12 protein-coding genes are annotated in these 16,965 nt (G+C 69.3%); 9 read left to right on the top strand and 3 right to left on the bottom strand.

The window, feature by feature from the left end:
* Nucleotides 1-5: 5 nt before the first annotated feature.
* Entirely contained in the window at nucleotides 6-761 is a 756-nt protein-coding gene (locus U3653_RS02270; protein ID WP_195079564.1) for a LamB/YcsF family protein, read from the bottom strand.
* A gap of 137 nt (nucleotides 762-898) precedes the next feature.
* Here U3653_RS02270 and U3653_RS02275 point away from each other — a divergent pair, with 137 nt between their 5' ends.
* Nucleotides 899-1,714 (top strand): hypothetical protein, encoded by an 816-nt coding sequence (locus U3653_RS02275; protein WP_195079565.1) that lies wholly within the window; start codon nucleotides 899-901, stop codon nucleotides 1,712-1,714.
* A gap of 5 nt (nucleotides 1,715-1,719) precedes the next feature.
* Here the strand turns inward: U3653_RS02275 and U3653_RS02280 are convergent, their stop codons facing one another.
* Nucleotides 1,720-3,153, bottom strand: coding sequence for a CCA tRNA nucleotidyltransferase (locus tag U3653_RS02280; RefSeq protein WP_195079566.1), 1,434 nt, complete (start codon nucleotides 3,151-3,153; stop codon nucleotides 1,720-1,722).
* A gap of 398 nt (nucleotides 3,154-3,551) precedes the next feature.
* Here U3653_RS02280 and U3653_RS02285 point away from each other — a divergent pair, with 398 nt between their 5' ends.
* The 8 genes from U3653_RS02285 to U3653_RS02320 all read left to right on the top strand — a co-directional run bounded on the left by U3653_RS02285 (nucleotide 3,552) and on the right by U3653_RS02320 (nucleotide 16,140).
* Nucleotides 3,552-4,097 carry an NUDIX hydrolase gene (locus tag U3653_RS02285; RefSeq protein ID WP_195079567.1) on the top strand — a complete coding sequence of 182 codons (546 nt, stop codon included), beginning with the start codon at nucleotides 3,552-3,554 and terminating at the stop codon, nucleotides 4,095-4,097.
* Nucleotides 4,094-6,661, top strand: coding sequence for a DUF6049 family protein (locus tag U3653_RS02290; RefSeq protein ID WP_195079568.1), 2,568 nt, complete (start codon nucleotides 4,094-4,096; stop codon nucleotides 6,659-6,661). The genes U3653_RS02285 and U3653_RS02290 overlap by 4 nt, the downstream gene beginning before the upstream one ends.
* Before the next feature lie 982 nt (nucleotides 6,662-7,643).
* Entirely contained in the window at nucleotides 7,644-11,510 is a 3,867-nt protein-coding gene (locus U3653_RS02295) for a lipid II flippase MurJ (RefSeq protein WP_323124344.1), read from the top strand.
* 295 nt (nucleotides 11,511-11,805) lie between these two features.
* Nucleotides 11,806-12,387 carry an RNA polymerase sigma factor SigM gene (gene sigM / locus U3653_RS02300; protein ID WP_195079869.1) on the top strand — a complete coding sequence of 194 codons (582 nt, stop codon included), beginning with the start codon at nucleotides 11,806-11,808 and terminating at the stop codon, nucleotides 12,385-12,387.
* A 102-nt stretch (nucleotides 12,388-12,489) separates the two neighbouring features.
* Entirely contained in the window at nucleotides 12,490-13,290 is an 801-nt protein-coding gene (locus U3653_RS02305; RefSeq protein ID WP_195079569.1) for an RsmA family anti-sigma factor, read from the top strand.
* Between the two features lie 109 nt (nucleotides 13,291-13,399).
* Entirely contained in the window at nucleotides 13,400-14,410 is a 1,011-nt protein-coding gene (gene trxB / locus U3653_RS02310; RefSeq protein WP_067810229.1) for a thioredoxin-disulfide reductase, read from the top strand.
* Between the two features lie 56 nt (nucleotides 14,411-14,466).
* On the top strand, nucleotides 14,467-14,799 hold the full coding sequence (gene trxA / locus U3653_RS02315; RefSeq protein ID WP_067810231.1) for a thioredoxin: 333 nt from the start codon (nucleotides 14,467-14,469) through the stop codon (nucleotides 14,797-14,799).
* 147 nt (nucleotides 14,800-14,946) lie between these two features.
* Complete coding sequence (locus U3653_RS02320; RefSeq protein WP_195079570.1) at nucleotides 14,947-16,140, top strand: N-acetylmuramoyl-L-alanine amidase; 1,194 nt, start codon at nucleotides 14,947-14,949, stop codon at nucleotides 16,138-16,140.
* Between the two features lie 70 nt (nucleotides 16,141-16,210).
* Here U3653_RS02320 and U3653_RS02325 read toward each other — a convergent pair whose 3' ends face one another.
* Complete coding sequence (locus tag U3653_RS02325) at nucleotides 16,211-16,939, bottom strand: GNAT family N-acetyltransferase (RefSeq protein ID WP_195079870.1); 729 nt, start codon at nucleotides 16,937-16,939, stop codon at nucleotides 16,211-16,213.
* Nucleotides 16,940-16,965 lie beyond the last annotated feature (26 nt).

Raw genomic sequence — 16,965 nt, forward strand, 5'->3', positions numbered from 1 at the left:
CACCTCTAGCCGAAGGGCTCCACCGGCACCCCGACTTCGTCCAGCGCGGTGCGGATGTGGCGAGCCATCTCCACCGCCGCGGGCGAATCGCCGTGCACGCAGATACTGGCGGCGCGCACCGCGACCTCGCCGGAACCGTCCGCGGTGCGCGCGGCTGCGGACTTCGCGATCGAGATCGCCTGAGCCACCGCCTCTTGCGGACCCAACACCGCCCCCGGCGTGCCGCGCGGCGCGAGCGAGCCGTCGGGGGTGTACGCGCGGTCGGCGAACCCTTCTCCGACGAAGCGCACCCCGGCGGCTTCCGCGGCCGACTCCAGCTGGGTGCCGGCCGGGCCGAGCAGGGCCAGCCGCGGGTCGTACTCCGTCATCGCGGCCAGTACCGCGTCGGCCAATTCTCGATCGCGCGCAGCCGAGTGATAAAGAGCCCCATGCGGTTTCACATAGCGCACCCGGTCACCGGCCGCCTTCGCGAAAGCGTCGAGGCCGCCGATCTGATACAGCACCTCGTCGCGCAGTTCCCCGGGTGCTACGGCGATCGCACGCCGACCGAAGCCGGCCAGATCGCGGTAACCGACGTGGGCGCCGATCCGCACTCCCTTCGCCACCGCGAGCGCGCACGTCTTACGCATGATCGCGGGGTCGCCCGCGTGGAATCCGCAGGCGATGTTCGCGCTGGTCACGATGTCGAGCATGGCGGCGTCGTCGCCCATCGTCCACGGGCCGAAGCCCTCGCCGAGATCACTGTTCAGATCCAGCGCCATCTGCGTCCTCCCAGCGGTGTGTGACCATTTTCGATTCTCGTGCTCCAGCGTTGCCGCGGGCAAGGACCGCGGGTCCACGCGACCTGGGTCACAACCCACCGGTCTCGGGCCGCGCGCCAAGTACGCTCGATCCAATCATGGCCACGTATTTCGATCCGAAGTCCTGGTCGCCGCTGCGGGCCGTCGATCTCGGAAAGCGCCTGTTCGATCAGTCCTGGCTGGAGCAGTGGGTCACGCTCAGCACGGCCTGGATGGATCCGGTCGCCGACCTCGGTGCCGGCACCGTCACGGCGCTGCTGCCGGACGTGCTGATGACCATGCTCAGCGAGGGCATCCTGAGCCGGTTCGGCGGACAGGAAGTCAGCGCCACCCTGCTCGGTCACGATCTGCACGCCACCCTGCAGGTGTTGAAGGTGCGCAGGCGCGGCGCGCACTTCCAGACCAAGACCGTGCTGTCGCGGCTGCGCTGGGACGATCACCCGATCGAGTCCGTGACGGTGATCGCCCACGGCGTACGCCTGATCCCGGGCGTGCCGACCAAAGTGCGTACCGCCCGGCTCGATCTGATCGGCACCGTCACCACGGCGGCGCTGGTCGGATGGCTCAACACCCAGCCGTTGGACTGGGAGCTGGACGTGCACCCGAGCGGGCTGATCCGGGCCAGGCACCGCCGTCGGCTGGTCACCGCCCTGGTGGACGCGACGGTCACGGACAACCGCCTGGATATCGCGGTGCGCCGGGTGACCTGGCTCGGCTTCCGTGTCCCGCGGCGCATGATCGACGTGCCCGCCCTACCGCTCGAGCAGCTGCCGAAGAACGCGCGGATCGTACGCGCCGCACGGGAGGGCGACCTGATCCGCTTCCGGGTCGAGCTGCCGGAGATCTCCGGGTCCTTCGACCTGGCCCAGATGCGCTCGGCGATCCTGGCCGGCACCACCCTGATCGTCTTCTGACCTGCTCAGCCCTGCGTCTTCCACCACTCGAGCAGCGCGGCCTCGGCTTCGTCCCGGCTGAGCGGGCCGTGGTCCAAGCGCAGTTCTTTCAAGTGCCGCCAGGCCCGGCCGACCTCAGGGCCCGGGGGCAGGCCGAGCAGCTCCATGATCGCGTTGCCGTCCAGGTCCGGGCGGACCTTGGCCAGATCCTCCTGCTCGCGCAACCGCTCGATCCGCGCTTCCAGCTCGTCGTAGGTGGCGCGTAGCGCGGCGGCCCTGCGTTTGTTGCGGGTGGTGCAGTCGGCCCGGACCAGTTTGTGCAGGCGGGGGAGCAGCTCGCCGGCGTCGGTGACGTAGCGGCGCACCGCGGAGTCGGTCCACTGGCCCTTGCCGTAACCGTGGAAGCGCAGGTGCAGGAACACCAGCCGGGCGACGTCCTCGGTGAATTGCTTCGGGTACTTCAGCGCGCGCATCCGTTTGCGTACCATCTTGGCGCCGACCACCTCGTGATGGTGGAAGCTGACGCCGCCGCCCGGCTCGTTGCGCTTGGTGTCCGGCTTGCCGATGTCGTGCAGCAGCGCGGCCCAGCGCAGCACCAGGTCCGGGTCGCCCTCCTCCTGGTCGATGGCCTGTTCGAGCACGGTGAGCGAATGCCAGTAGACGTCCTTGTGCTGGTGGTGCTCATCGATCTCGAGCTTCATCGCGGGCACCTCGGGAAGCACCCGTTGCGCCAGTCCCGTCTCGCACATGACGTTGATGCCGTCGATCGGATGCGCGCCGGCGATCAGCTTGTCCAGCTCGACCCGCACCCGCTCGGCGGTGATGCGGTCGATCTGATCGGCCATCGCCGTGATCGCGGCGCGCACGCGGGGATGCGGCTCGAACCCCAGCTGGGAGACGAACCGCGCCGCCCGCAGCATGCGCAACGGATCGTCGTTGAACGAATCCTCCGGCGCGGCAGGCGTGTCCAGCACCCCGTCGAGCAGGGCGGTCATGCCGTCGAGCGGGTCGACGAACTCCAGCGCGCCGTCCGCGCCGATCTTCACGGCCATCGCGTTCACCGTGAAGTCGCGGCGCACCAGGTCTTCCTGGAGGGAGTCACCGAAGGTCACCTGCGGGTTGCGCGACACCCGGTCGTAGCTGTCGGCGCGGAAGGTGGTGATCTCCAGTTGCTGACCGTCCTTGGCCGCGCTGACCGTGCCGAACGCCAGACCTCCTGTGTCCCACAGATGGTCCGCCCACCCGCGCAGGATGCCCTGCACCGCGTCCGGCCGCGCGTCGGTGGTGAAATCCAGGTCGGTCCCCAGCCTGCCGAGCACCGCGTCCCGCACGCTCCCGCCCACCAGGTACAACTCGTGCCCCCGCGCCGCGAACATCTCACCCAGCGGCGTCAGCACATCCGACAGCCCCCCGAGCGTCACCGCCGCGGCGGCCAGCAATCGGGTACGTCTATCCAGCACAGCGTCCTGGGACCTCGGCGCAACCACGAATGAGCAGCTTACCGAGCCATGCCAACAGCGATGGCAGCCAAGCCCCACGCAGCAGCCCAGATATATAAGGACACCGACATGAGCCCAGCCAGCGGCGTACGCGCACCCCGCAGCCTCCCGTCGAATCCGTCCACCGGCTACTCAGCCCAGCTCACCCCACGATCGTGGGGCGAAGCGAGACCGAGCACCTGTCACGCGGGCATCGTTGCCCCGACCGAACGAGCACCCTCTCCGAACCGCGCACCCCGCACACCCAGGCCCGACAATCGAACGCGCTCAGCTCACCTCCACCACGACTTTCGAGCGAAGCGAGACCGAGCATCCGCCGCGCCGAAGGCGTGGCCAAAACAACACAGTAGGATTGCCAGGTGTCTCCGGCCGATCGTGCGAACAGTCGACGCCGCCAGCCTCGGCGCCGCGGTTCGGCCGCCAATGCCGCCAATGCCGCGAAGCCACGGATGCGCACGGTGCGGGAGACTTCGGCGGGTGGACTGGTCGTAGACGGCCTCGACGGTCCTCGCGAAGCGCGCAGCGCGGCCCTCATCGGACGCACCGATCGTCGCGGGCGGTTACTGTGGTCGCTGCCGAAGGGACATATCGAAGAAGGTGAGACCGCCGAGCAGACCGCGATCCGCGAGGTCGCCGAGGAGACCGGCATCAACGGTGTCGTGGTCGCCGAACTCGGCAGCATCGATTACTGGTTCGTGACCGATGGTCGGCGGGTACACAAAACGGTGCATCATTATCTGCTGCGTTCGGTCGGTGGCGAACTGTCCGACGCCGACGTGGAAGTGACCCAGGTTGCCTGGGTTCCGTTGAGTGAACTGGATTCTCGGCTGGCCTACGCCGACGAGCGGCGGCTGGCGGAGATGGCGAACAAGCTGATCGACCGGATGGAGACCGGCAAGCGATGACGCGTGGACTGTTCCGGATCTTCGTGGCGGTCCTGACCATCCTCGGCCCGGTGACGACGCTGCCACTGCTCGATTCCGCGGCGGCCGGAGCGCAGCCGACCGGGTCCGGCACCTCGACGAATCCCAAATTCTTGAAGCTGTCCCTCGATTCGGTGACGCCGACCACAGTCACCGCGGGCAGCGATCCGGTGCTCACGGTCGCGGGCACGGTCACCAACATCGGCGACCGTGTGGTGGACGACGTGAGCATCCGGGTGCAGCGGGCGGCGGCGATCACCACGCCGGTCGGCTTGCGCGCCACTTTGCGCCTCGACGAGGTCAACTACGACGTGAACGGCGACTTCGAGGACGTGGCGGAGCGGCTGAACCCGGGGCAGCGCAAACAGTTCACGTTGAGCATCCCGCTGCGTTCGGAGACCGGCGCCACCTCGTTGCGGATCACGGAGCCTGGCATCTACCCACTGCTGCTGAACGTCAACGGGGAACCGGCTTACGGCACGCAGGCCAGGCTCGACGACGCCAGATTCCTGCTCCCGGTGCTCGGCGTGCCACCCGCTCCCGGCGACGAGGCTCCGGTGCCCGCGCCCACCGACGCTCCGGTGGCGACCACGCTGCTGTGGCCGCTGGCCGACCGGCCGCGGCAGGTCGGGGGTCATCCCGGCAGCGTGGACGGCAAGGTGGAGCTCACCGACGACGAACTGGCCGCCTCGCTCGGCAAGGGCGGGCGACTGGATCAGTTGCTGGCCGCGCTGGAAGGGACGTTGACCACGAGCGGGGGCCGCAACGCCGAGCTGGCCTCGGCGGTGTGCCTGGCCGTCGACCCCGACCTGCTGCTCACGGTGCGCGCGATGACCAGGGGTTATCGCGTGCTGGCCAGCCCGTCCGATCCCGATGGCGCGACCAGGGCGGGCGCAGGCGCCGAGCAGGCCCAGACCTGGCTGGACCGGTTGCGCGCGCTGGCCGGGTCGATGTGCACCGTGGCGCTGCCGTTCGCGCAGGTCGATCTCACCGCGTTGGCTGCGGTCAACGATCCGGCGCTGTCCGCGCGCGCGCTCAACGAACCCGCCGAGATCATCGATTCGATCCTGTCCACCCGATCGGTGCGCGGGGTGAGCCTGCCGGATTCCGGCAGCATCGATGAGGGGGCGGGAGCCCTGTTGAGCAGTCACGGTTTCGGCACCGCCGTGCTCGCCTCGACGGCGGCCGTTCCGCAGGGCAGCGTGGACTGGGCACAGTCGAGCAGTGAGAGCGGCCGGTCCACCGCCGGTGCGAACGAGGCGCTGTCCAGCGCGGACGCGGCGGTCCCGGAAGTGGTCCGGCTGCCCGACATCACCGCCAGCCAACCGGCCGGACCGGCGCCGCAGGTCACGGGCAGTCCGGCGCCCGCAGCGAGTGCCCCCGCGCCCGCCGCCGACCCCGCTCTGCACGCGGTGACGTTCGACATCTGGTCCGCGACCGCGCTCGCGGCGGTGGGCTCGAATCCGCCGACCCCGCCGTTCACCCCGTCCCGGGTGCGCTACGACGTGACCAACGATTCGCGCGCGGCGCGCTTGCAGGACGCTCTCGGCGCGATTTCGTGGAGCGCGCTGCATCCCGAGGCCAACCGGTCCCGGTCGCTGCTGCTCGTCCCGCCACAGCAGTGGGGCGCGAACCGGGACGAGGCGACCGCACTGCTGCGGCAAGTCGACCAGATGCTGCGCGGCAACCTCGCCACCGCGCGTCCGTTCCACGATCTGGTGGCGCTGCCGCCGGATCCGCAGCCCTATCAGCTGGACTACCTGACGCAGGCCGCGCAGGACGCGGTGCCGGACCGATTCCTGCCGCCGGTGCGCGAGCAGAGCCGCCGGATCACCGAGATGATGCGCGCCTTGGTGGACGTGCCCGAGGCCGAACCGACGCCGCACGACTTCCTGACGCCGCTGCGTGACGACCTGTTGCGGGTGCTCAGCCTCTCGGATCGGCGGGCGGGCGATGCCGCCCCGCCGGACACGTTCGCCCAGCGTCGGCTGGACCAGAACACCCGCACGATGGACAAGCTCTATCGCTCGGTCACCGTGCTGCCGCCGGGCGGGGTGTACACGCTCGCGTCCGAGCAGAGCCCCCTGCTGCTGGTCGCGCGCAACGATCTGCCGGTGGCCATCCGGGTCAAGTTCCGGATCGAGGCGCCGAACGAGACGAAGATCACCGATCCCGGCGAACAACAGCTCCCGGCCAACGGGTCGCGGTCCTTCCAGATCCCCACGGAGGTCAGCGACAGCAGGAACCTCGTCATCCCGATCTCGCTCACCACGCCGGAGGGCGTCGCGCTCGGCAATCCCACCCAGGTCTCGGTGCGTTCGAATGCCTACGGCAAGGCCTTGGCGATAATTACGGGATGCGCCGCACTCCTGCTGCTCCTGCTGGCCGGCCGCCGTTTGTGGCGCCGGTTCCGCGGGCAGCCCGATCCGGCCGACGAGGGCTTCGATCCGAGCACCAGGCGCCGGGTCAACCGCTACCGGCGTGCACGCATGCGCGTACTGCGGGCGCAGGAACAAGAGCAGGAGCAGTTGCAGGAGACGCGGTGACCGATCCCGCTTCGACTGGACCGGGTAAACCGCCGCGACCTGCGTCGATGCGGGGTACCGCGTTGTCGTGTGGCACGGTGGAGGACAATCACGGTGTTGCCGAGCCGGTGCGATCCGGACCGGGACCACTGACAGAATGTTCGCCGATCACGGCGAACCATTGCGGCGAGCCGCGGCTCACCGCACCGATGGGGGTGCGGATATCCCGGCTGGTACAGGAGGCATGATGAGCGACGATGACATATCGGCTCATCGCCCTCGACCAAGCGACCGGCTCGACGGGCCACCGGTTCGCCGGGCGCCGGCCGCGCCGTGGGAACGCGGCCCCGCTGCGGCCGAAGCCGAACACCAGGGTGTGAACGGCGGTCAGTACGACGACGGCCAGGCGCCGAGGGTGCCGCAGATCAGTCGTCCTCCGGCCGCGCCGCAGCCGCGTCCTGGTCAGCACATGGCGCCGCCGCCACCCGCCGGGCAACCGAGGCCGCCCGTGCCGCCACCGCCGCGTCCCGGGCCGGTACCGAACCCACGGCAATATCCCGCTCCGCCGCCGGCGGCCGGACCCGGCCAGCCCCGGCCGGTCCCGCCCGGCCCCGCTCGCCCTGGGCCCGCGCCTTCCGGTCCGCCCGCAGGCGCGCGGCAGGCTCCGCCGCCTCTCCCGCCGCGGGCGCCGCAGCCCGGAGCGATCCCGGCTGCTCCACGCCCTCCGCAGTCCGGCGCCATTCCGGCTGCTCCACGCCCTCCGCAGTCCGGCGCCATTCCGGCTGCTCCACGCCCTCCGCAGTCCGGCGCGATCCCGGCTGCCCCGCGGCCCCCGCAATCCGGTCCGATCCCGGCGGCGCCACGCGCACCCCGTTCCGGAGCGATTCCGGCTGCCCCGCGGCCCCCGCAATCCGGTCCGATCCCGGCGGCGCCACGCGCACCCCGTTCCGGAGCGATTCCGGCTGCCCCGCGGCCCCCGCAATCCGGTCCGATCCCGGCGGCGATGCCCGCCGTCCCGCCGGAATCCGATCGGGTGCCGCCGCCGCGCTACGCCCCGTCGCAGCCGCAGCAGTTCCCGCCGCCGCGGCAACGACCGGCCGCCCCGGTCCGGCACGAGCCCGCGCAACCGGATCGCCCACGGACGAGTGAGTGGCCGGCCGCCACCGCCACCGAGGAGCCGCCGAAAGCGGAGGCTTCGAAGCAGAGTGCGACCTCCCGGCTGCTGAGCGATTCGGGGTCGATCGCGTTCGCGACGCTGATCAGCCGGATCACCGGGTTCGGCAAGCAGCTGCTGCTGCTGACCGTGCTCGGCCCCGCCATCGCCAGCGCGTTCACCGTGGCCAGCCAGATCCCGAACATGATCGCGGAACTGGTGCTCGGCGCGGTGCTCACCGCGATCGTGGTGCCCACGCTGGTGCGCGCGGAGCAGGAGGATCCCGACCGGGGAGCGGCCTTCGTCCGGCGCCTGGTGACCGCGGCTTTCGTGGTCCTCGCCGCTGCCGCGCTGCTGGCGACCGCCGCGGCGCCGGTGCTGACCACATACGTCTTCCTGCCCGACGACGGCCAGGTCAACACCGCGCTCACCACGGCGCTGGCTTTCCTGCTGCTGCCGGCGATCCTGTTCTACGGCATGTCGGCGCTGCTCACGGCGATCCTCAACACCCAGCAGATGTTCAAACCCGGCGCATGGGCTCCGGTGCTGAACAACCTGGTGGTCCTCACCGTGCTCGGGTTGTACGTCGTGATGCCGGGTGAGATCACGCTGGACCCGGTCCGCATGAGCGACCCGAAGCTGCTGGTGCTCGGCGTCGGCGTCACGCTGGGTGTGGTGGTGCAGGCGGTCAGCCTCGTTCCGGCGATCCGCAGGGCGGGCATCGACCTGCGGCCGCTGTGGGGTATCGACGATCGCCTCAAGCAGTTCGGCGGCATGGGCGCGGCGATCATCCTGTACGTCTTGATCAGCCAGGCGGGTTTCGTCTTCGCCACCCGCATCTCGGCGCACGCCGACGAGGCCGGCCCGGCGATCTACAACAACGCGTGGCTGCTGCTGCAACTGCCCTACGGCGTGCTCGGCGTCACGGTGCTCACCGCGATCATGCCCCGGCTGAGCCGCAACGCCGCCGCCGACGACACGCCCGCCGTGGTCGACGATCTCTCCGCCGCCACCCGGTTGACCATGATCGCGCTGGTCCCCGTGGTCACGTTCTTCACGCTGGCCGGTCCGCAGGTCGGGCAGGCGCTCTACGGCTACGGCAATTTCGGATCCGACGCCGAACGTCTCGGACTCGCGGTCAGCTGGTCGGCGTTCGCGCTGATCCCGTACTCGCTGGTGCTGATCCACTTGCGCGTGTTCTACGCCAGGGAGCAGGCGTGGATTCCCACCTGGATCATCCTCGGCATCACCGCGGCCAAGATCGTCTTCTCCGCGCTGGCCCCGGTCGTCACCGACGCCGAGCACGTGGTGGTCGCGCTCGGCGTCGCCAACGGGCTCGGCTTCGCGGTCGGCGCCGTGGTGGGCGGTTTTCTGCTGCACCGCAGTCTCGGTGACCTGCGCATGGCGAACGTCGGCCGAACGGTGACCCGTGTCGTACTTGCGTCACTCGCGGGCGGCGCGGTGATGTGGATCGTGGACCGGGTACTCGGCCTGGATCGGTTGACCGCGTCCTTCGGCGGACCCGGTTCGCTGATCCGGGTGGCGATCACCGCGATCGTCATGTTCGCGGTGGCCTTCGGCCTGATGCGACTCGCCGGTATTCCGGAGATCGTCGCCATCACCGTGTCCGTCTCGCGGCGCCTCGGCTGGACCCCGCCCGCGCCGGAACTCGACCTGGAGAGCCCGGTCGAGGATCCGTACGTCACGCAGGTGCTGCGCAGGCCCGACCCGTACTTGGCATACCCGCGGTTCGATCCGTACATGGACGCCCAGACCATGGTGCTTCCTGTGATCAGACCCGATGCCGTTGACCGCACCGGCATGGGTGAGTTCCCGTACCCTGTTCGGCAGAGAAGCACAAGTGGCGAATTCGCCGGAACCTCGACATACCAGGGCGAAGGAGGACCGAGGGTGAGCGACGACGCGGTGGGCGGCGTCCCAGCCGCCGATTCTTCTGCGACCACGCCCGGCGGACTGTCCACCGATGTACCGCCGACCGCGGGGGAGCCGTTGGATCCCGCGTACGCGAACAAGGAACCGGGCACCGCCGGGCCGGAGCAGAACGCGGCGAGGCCGCAGGACAACCAGCTGCCGCCGCGCGATCCGATGTACGACACCGGGATGATCCCCGTCGGCTCGCCGGAGATGCCGCCGATGGGTGGCGAGAATCTGGGCGCACGGCGAATCCCGCGCGGTCCCAAGCTGATTCCGGGCGCGTCGGTGGCGGGCGGCCGTTACCGCCTGCTGGCCAGTCACGGCGGCGCCCGCGGCCTGAAGTTCTGGCAGGCGCTGGACATCAAACTCGATCGTGAGGTCGCGCTGACCTTCGTCGACGCCGACCAGAAGGCGACGGAGAACTCCGGGCAGGACGGTCCCCAGGCGATCCTGTCCAGGACGCTGCGCCTCGGCCGGATCAACTCGCCCGGCCTCGCCCGCGTGCTCGACGTCGTGCGCGGCAGCTCCGGCGGCATCGTGGTCGCGGAATGGACGCCGGGCCGTTCGCTGCGCGAGATGGCCGAGACGGTGCCTTCCCCGATCGGTGCGGCACGCGCCATCCGCGCCCTCGCCTCGGCGGCCGAGCTGGCGCACCGCGGCGGCGGATCGCTGTCCATCGACCATCCCGATCGGGTGCGCATCAGCGCCTCGGGTGACGCCGTGCTCGCCTTCCCCGGCACCTTGTCCGACTCCGACGCGCAGTCCGACGTACGCGGTCTCGGCGCGATGCTCTACGCGCTGATCACGGCCCGCTGGCCGATCCGCTCGGGCGGTGTCAGCGGCGCCGCCGCGACCGTCGGCGGCCTGCGGCCGGCCGATTTCGGCCCGGACGGCACGCCGGTGGAACCGCGCCAGATCCGTCCCGAAGTGCCGTTCGAGATCTCCGCGGTCGCCGTGCGCTCACTGGAGTCGAACAAGGGCGTACGGACGGCGGCGACGGTCCAGCATGTGCTGGAGCAGGCTTCGGTGGTCGATCAGAAGACCGATTTCATCCCGGTGCTGCGGCTCGGCCAGCGCGCTCCCGCCAATATGGACGACTCGCTGGCCGATCCGGAACTGCTCGCGGCCGAACGCGAACGCTCCCAGCGGATGATGTGGATCATGGTCGGCCTCGGCATCCTCGCCGCGCTGGTGGTCGGCGTCGTGATCTGGTGGATGGTCAGCGTGTTCGCGCCGAGCGCGTCCGACGCGCCGCTGAACGAACAGCGCAATATCGGCCTGACGACGAACAACCAGCCAGCGCCGACGCCCGCCGCCGCTGGTCCCGGCCTCACCTCGACGGGTGTGCCGGTCCCGGTGACGGGCGTATCGGTGTTCTCGCCGGAGGGCACCGCCGACGGTGTCGCCAACGTGCACGCGGTGCTGGACAACGATCCCGGCACCCAGTGGCGCACCGATCAGTACTTCCAGCAGTTCCCGGCACTCAAGAAGGGGGTCGGTCTGCTGGCCACGCTGCCGGCCCCCGCGAAGCTCACGAACGTCTCGATCAACTCGCCCAGCGCGGGGACTTCGGTGGAGATCCGCACTTCGCCCACCGGCTCCCCGACGCTGGATCAGACCCAGCTGATCGGTTCCGCCCGGCTGGACGACGGCGTCACCGACATCCCGGTGCGCGCCGATCAAGCCGCCCGCTACGTGCTCGTCTGGATCACCGGACTGGGGAATTCCGGAGGACAGTTCCAGACCGCCATCGCCGACATCCGTTTCGACGCCGCGCCGTAGCCGGTCCGGGCCGCGCCTTCGGCGGTGCGAGCCCCCTCGTAACGCGGTATCGAGCGCCGCGCAATCCTCCGTATCCGGCCCGATCACTTGGTTGCTGCCAAAACGTTACGGGCGATATGATCTTCGAGCGCTCTCAGCAGGGGAGCTTCCCAGGTTCTGGCGTTTTCGTTCCTGGATGCTGCGAAGTCTCGGTGATGGTCGACCATGCCCGTTGCCGCCGTGAGGGCTGTCCAAGGGGTTGGCATTGTCGTCGGAAGTGAACGAGGAGCTCGGCAGGGGGGCGTCGCAGCCGGTGATGTTTCGCGAGCGTTCCCCCGAACTCGGTGAACGCACCGACGTGGAGTTGTTGCGAGCGCATGTCGCCGGTGAACGGTACGCGTTCGCGGAGTTGCTGCGCAGACACAACGATCACCTGTGGCAGACCGCGCTGCGCACCTCCTACACCCGGGAGGACGCGGCCGATTCACTCCAGGACGCGCTCTTGTCGGCACATCGCACCGCGGGCTCGTTCCGGGCGGAAGCGGAAGTGCGCAGCTGGTTGCACGCGATCGTGGTGAATGCGTGCCTGGACCGGATCCGGCGCAACAAGACCAGGCGCGCGTTGTCGCTGTCGCCGGAATCGTTGCCGGAGCCGAAGGACACCCGCGACGAGATGGCCGAGGCGGAGATGTCGTTGGTCATCGACCGGGCATTGTTCTCCTTGCCGCCGGATCAGCGGACCGCACTGGTGGCGGTGGATGTGGAGGGGTATAGCGTGGCCGAGGCGGCGGCGTTGCTCGGCGTGCCCGAGGGGACGATCAAGAGCCGGTGCGCTCGCGCACGGCAGCGGTTGAAAGAGCGATTGGATTTTCTGCGTGATCCGGGGAACCGGGGGTAGTTGGGATGCGTCATTAACAGTGACGAACCACTGAACGAATCAGAGACAGGCCCCGTCGGCGAAGGGGTCCCCGCGATGTCCGATGCGAACAACGGAGGTGCGATGGCTACCGAGTCCGTGCCGGAGCCTCCGTTCACGCCCGAATTCCTGGCCGACCTGCATGCCGGCAACGTGACGCCGCAGCAGCGCGAGCGGTTGTGGCCGAGCGTCTCGCGCGACCAGGAGGCGGTGCGGTATCTGCACGCGCTGGACGAGGTGAGCGCCGAACTGCGTGCCCTGGGCCGGGACGAGCGCATCGTCCATGCCATGCCGGACGACGTGGCGGCCCGCCTCGCTCGGTTCGTCGACGAGCTGGAGCCGCCCGATGGCGCCACGGTTCATGGGCTTGCGTCCCGACGGGTGATCGAAACCACCGGCGAGGCAGACGTTTCCGAATCGACTCCGGTGGCTTCGGACGAGCGTCGCCGCGGCAGGTTGCGCTGGTTCGCCGCGGCGGCCGCGGCGATCGTCGCGGTCGTCGGCGCGGGCGTCTGGGTTTCGACAACCCCCGGCGGTGACGCCCCCGCGCCCACCGCCCAGCCGACCACCGGCAACGACGACTGGGGCGACGATCTCACCGCCACCGTGGCCCTGGGCGCACTGGGCAGGCACAACGTCACCGGAGCGCTGGCCGGCTCGGACGCTTTGGAGCGTTGCGTACGGGCGAACGGTCTCGACCGCACGATCCTGGGCTCGACCGACATCCGCTTCCAGGGCGGCAACGCGGTGCTCATCCTGCTCACCGGCCCCCAGCAGCCCGAGATCACCGCGGTGGGGCGGCCGCCCAAGATCACCGCGCTGGTCGTCGGAACCGGTTGCGGCACCGGCGATCCACAACGGAAGGCGCTGCAGGACATCGGCTGACCTTGCGATCTGGACCACGTGGGCGGTGTGACGCCGCCGACGCGGGAACAACAGCCATTACCCTGTTGTTGACCGACACGTCCGAATCGAATCTCCCCGGAAGGGCCCCATGAGCGAGCGTAGCGAGCAAAAAAGCGACACCGGCGCGCCAGTTCGCGATCTGATCATCATCGGCTCCGGCCCCGCCGGCTACACGGCCGCCGTCTACGCTGGCCGCGCCGAGCTCCAGCCGCTGCAGTTCGAGGGGACCCAGTTCGGCGGTGCGCTGATGACCACCACCGAGGTCGAGAACTTCCCCGGTTTCCGCGGCGGCATCATGGGCCCCGATCTCATGGAGGAGATGCGCGAGCAGGCCAAGCGGTTCGGCGCGGACATCCGCACCGAGGACGTGGAGGCCGTCGACCTGAGCGGACCGATCAAGAAGGTCGTCGTCGGCGGGGAGACCTTCCAGGCCTACGCCGTCATCCTCGCCATGGGCTCGGCCGCGCGCTACCTGAACGTTCCCGGCGAGCAGCGGTTGCTCGGCCGCGGTGTCAGCGCCTGCGCCACCTGCGACGGCTTCTTCTTCAAGGGCCAGGACATCGTGGTGGTCGGCGGCGGCGACTCCGCGATGGAAGAGGCGACCTTCCTGACCAAGTTCGCCTCCAGCGTGACCATCGTGCACCGACGCGAGGAGTTCCGCGCCTCCCGCATCATGCTGGAACGCGCGAAGGCGAACGAGAAGATCAAGTTCGTGCTCAACGCCGAAGTGGCCGAGGTGCACGGTGAGAACAGCGTCACCCACCTGACCCTGCGTGACACCCGCACCGGCGAGACCTCCGAGCTGCCCGCCACCGGCCTGTTCGTCGCGATCGGCCACGACCCGCGCAGCGAACTCGTCAAAGGCCAGGTCGCCTTGGACAGCGAGGGATACGTGCTGGTGAAGGACCCGACAACCGCGACCGACATCCCCGGTGTCTTCGCCGCGGGCGACTTGGTCGATCACACCTACCGGCAGGCGATCACCGCCGCGGGCACGGGCTGCCGCGCGGCCATCGACGCCGAGCGCTGGTTGGCCGAGCAGGGCGACATCACGTCCAACACCCTCGCCCACGCGGGTGAGTCGGTGGCCGCCAACTGAGCTCGCGCCGGACGAGCCACACACTTTCGTCTCGCTGTATCGCAAGGAGAACAACCATGTCCGAGTCCGCCAACACGGTCACCGTCACCGACGCGTCCTTCGCCGACGACGTGCTGCTGAGTGAGAAGCCCGTCCTCGTCGATTTCTGGGCCGACTGGTGCGGCCCGTGCAAGATGGTCGCGCCCGTCTTGGAAGAGATCGCGGGCACGCACGCGGACAAGCTGACCGTCGCGAAGCTGGACGTGGACGCCAACCCGAGCACCGCCCGCGATTATCAGATCCTCTCGCTGCCCACTATGATGCTGTTCCGCGGCGGTAAGCCGGTCAAGCAGATCGTCGGAGCGAAGGGCAAGGCGGCTCTTCTGCGCGAACTCGAAGACGTCATCTGAGGGCGCGCCGTAGGATGCCTGGACCCGGGGATTGTCGAAACCCGGTCCGGGTCTGAGACAATCGACCGACGTTCCGGTCGTGCGAAGGTGTAGCCCATCGCATGAGTGGGTAACCCGCGGGTTGACGGAAGGAAAGGGCTCTCACGCATGCACCGACTTCGTCACGGCGATTCCGGTCCAGCCGTAGCAGAGGTTCGGAGCACCCTGGCAAGCCTCGGGTTCCTACACGCGCACATCGCGGCCGACAACGCGGACGCACGCGAGTATTGGAAGGACACCGAGGTCTCCTTCGACCATCACCTCGACTCCGCGGTTCGCGCGTTCCAGCAGCATCGCGGTCTGCTCGTCGACGGCGTGGTCGGCCCGGCGACCTACCGGGCACTGAAGGAAGCGTCGTATCGGCTCGGCGCGCGCACGCTGATCTATCAGCTTTCCGCGCCGCTGTACGGCGACGACGTGGCCACGCTCCAGCGCAGGCTGCAGGACCTCGGCTTCTACGTGCACCGCGTCGACGGCTATTTCGGTCCGCACACCCATGACGCGCTGACCGCCTTCCAGCGGGAGATCGGACTGTCGGCCGACGGCATCTGCGGCCCCGACACGCTGCGCTCGCTGGATCTGCTCGGCGCCAGGGTCACCGGAGGCAATCCCCACCGGATCGCCGAGGAAGAAGTCGTGCACCGGGCCGGGCCGCAGCTGACCGGCAAGCGGATCGTCATCGATCCCGGTCTCGGCGGCCCGGACAAGGGTTGCGCCGTGCCCACCGAGTACGGCGACGTCTACGAGTCGGAAATCCTGTGGGACCTCGCCAGCCGTCTGGAGGGCCGGATGGCGGCCACGGGCATGGAGACTTTCCTGTCGCGGCCGTGGGGCGCCAACCCCACCGACGCCGAACGTGCGGAAACGTCCAACGCCTTCGATGCCGATCTGATGATCTCGCTGCGCTGCGCGGTCAACCCGAGCCCGCTGGCCAACGGCGTAGCCGGGTTCTACTTCGGCAACTCGCACGGCTCGGTGTCCATGATCGGACAGGTGCTGGCCGGGTTCATCCAGCGCGAGGTCGTCGCCCGAACCTCCTTGCAGGACTGCAGGACCCACGCGCGGACCTGGGACCTGTTGCGGCTCACCAAGATGCCCACCGTGCAGGTCGACATCGGTTATCTGACAAACGAATACGATGCCTCGGTACTCACCAATCCGCGCATGCGCGACGTGATCGCCGAAGCCATCCTGATCTCGGTGAAGCGGCTGTATCTGCTCGGACAGGACGATCAGCCCACCGGCACATACACTTTCGCGGAACTGCTGGCCGAGGAGCTGGCCGCAGCCGACCGCATGTAGCCCATCGGTCTTTCGTAAACCCAAGCGCCCCCTGCCCTTTCGATCGGTAGGGGGCGCTTCGGCATTCAACTCAACGAGCTCCGATCCGGGTGGGGGCGGTCATCGACGCCGCCGCGAGCAGCTGATCGAGGGCCCGTTCGACGTCTTCCTTCCAGCCGTGATCGGAGGCGAGCTCCAACCGCAAGCGCGGGAAGCGGTGATGCGGGGCCACGACCTCGAAGCCGACATCCTCCAGGAAATCGGCGTCGATCATGCAGCTCTCGGGTGAGCATTCGGTGCTCGCGCCGGCCGGGCCCGCGTTCTTGATCGGCGCGACGATCCGCTCGAGCAGCGTCATCGAGCCGGACCGGTCCGACAGCGCCTGCGTCGTCGGGTCGGTGCGGATACCGAACGCCTCCAAGGCGCGCACGCCGCGGCGCACCAGATCGGCCACCACGGCCTGCACCAGGCGGTGGGAGATATCGGCATCCTGATAGGGGAATTCGGCCCGCAGCGTGGTCAGCAGGACCGCGTCCGGGCTCACGGGGGAGGTGGGGAATAGCGTCGCGCGCGGCACGGCACTCGGCGGCGCGTAGAAGGCGCAGCCCGCGACGTTGCCGTCCACGTGCGCCACCTGCCCGCACGAACCCCACTCCAGCATGACCGTGGACAGCCAGGCTTCCTTCTCGAACATCGGATCGCTGAAGTTGCGCGAGTCCTCGGCCACCGCGGGGTCCATCTCCCAGAAGACACAGCGCCGCGCATGCGCGGGAAGCTTCTCCAGTCCGCCGAGGGTTAGTGCTGTGACGCTGGTCGACACCGCTCTGCTCAGCCTCCAGCTGTCCG

It is taken from the genome of Nocardia implantans, assembly GCF_035544775.1.
Lineage (GTDB): Bacteria > Actinomycetota > Actinomycetes > Mycobacteriales > Mycobacteriaceae > Nocardia > Nocardia implantans.

What these genes read in the sequence shown, in the direction of transcription:
- U3653_RS02305 (WP_195079569.1), top strand. Translation starts at nt 12,490, where the DNA reads ATGGCTACCGAGTCCGTGCCGGAGCCTCCGTTCACGCCCGAATTCCTG.
- U3653_RS02290 (WP_195079568.1), top strand. Translation starts at nt 4,094, where the DNA reads ATGACGCGTGGACTGTTCCGGATCTTCGTGGCGGTCCTGACCATCCTC.
- U3653_RS02320 (WP_195079570.1), top strand. Translation starts at nt 14,947, where the DNA reads ATGCACCGACTTCGTCACGGCGATTCCGGTCCAGCCGTAGCAGAGGTT.
- trxB (WP_067810229.1), top strand. Translation starts at nt 13,400, where the DNA reads ATGAGCGAGCGTAGCGAGCAAAAAAGCGACACCGGCGCGCCAGTTCGC.
- sigM (WP_195079869.1), top strand. Translation starts at nt 11,806, where the DNA reads ATGTTTCGCGAGCGTTCCCCCGAACTCGGTGAACGCACCGACGTGGAG.
- trxA (WP_067810231.1), top strand. Translation starts at nt 14,467, where the DNA reads ATGTCCGAGTCCGCCAACACGGTCACCGTCACCGACGCGTCCTTCGCC.
- U3653_RS02270 (WP_195079564.1), bottom strand. Translation starts at nt 761, where the DNA reads ATGGCGCTGGATCTGAACAGTGATCTCGGCGAGGGCTTCGGCCCGTGG.
- U3653_RS02295 (WP_323124344.1), top strand. Translation starts at nt 7,644, where the DNA reads ATGCCCGCCGTCCCGCCGGAATCCGATCGGGTGCCGCCGCCGCGCTAC.
- U3653_RS02275 (WP_195079565.1), top strand. Translation starts at nt 899, where the DNA reads ATGGCCACGTATTTCGATCCGAAGTCCTGGTCGCCGCTGCGGGCCGTC.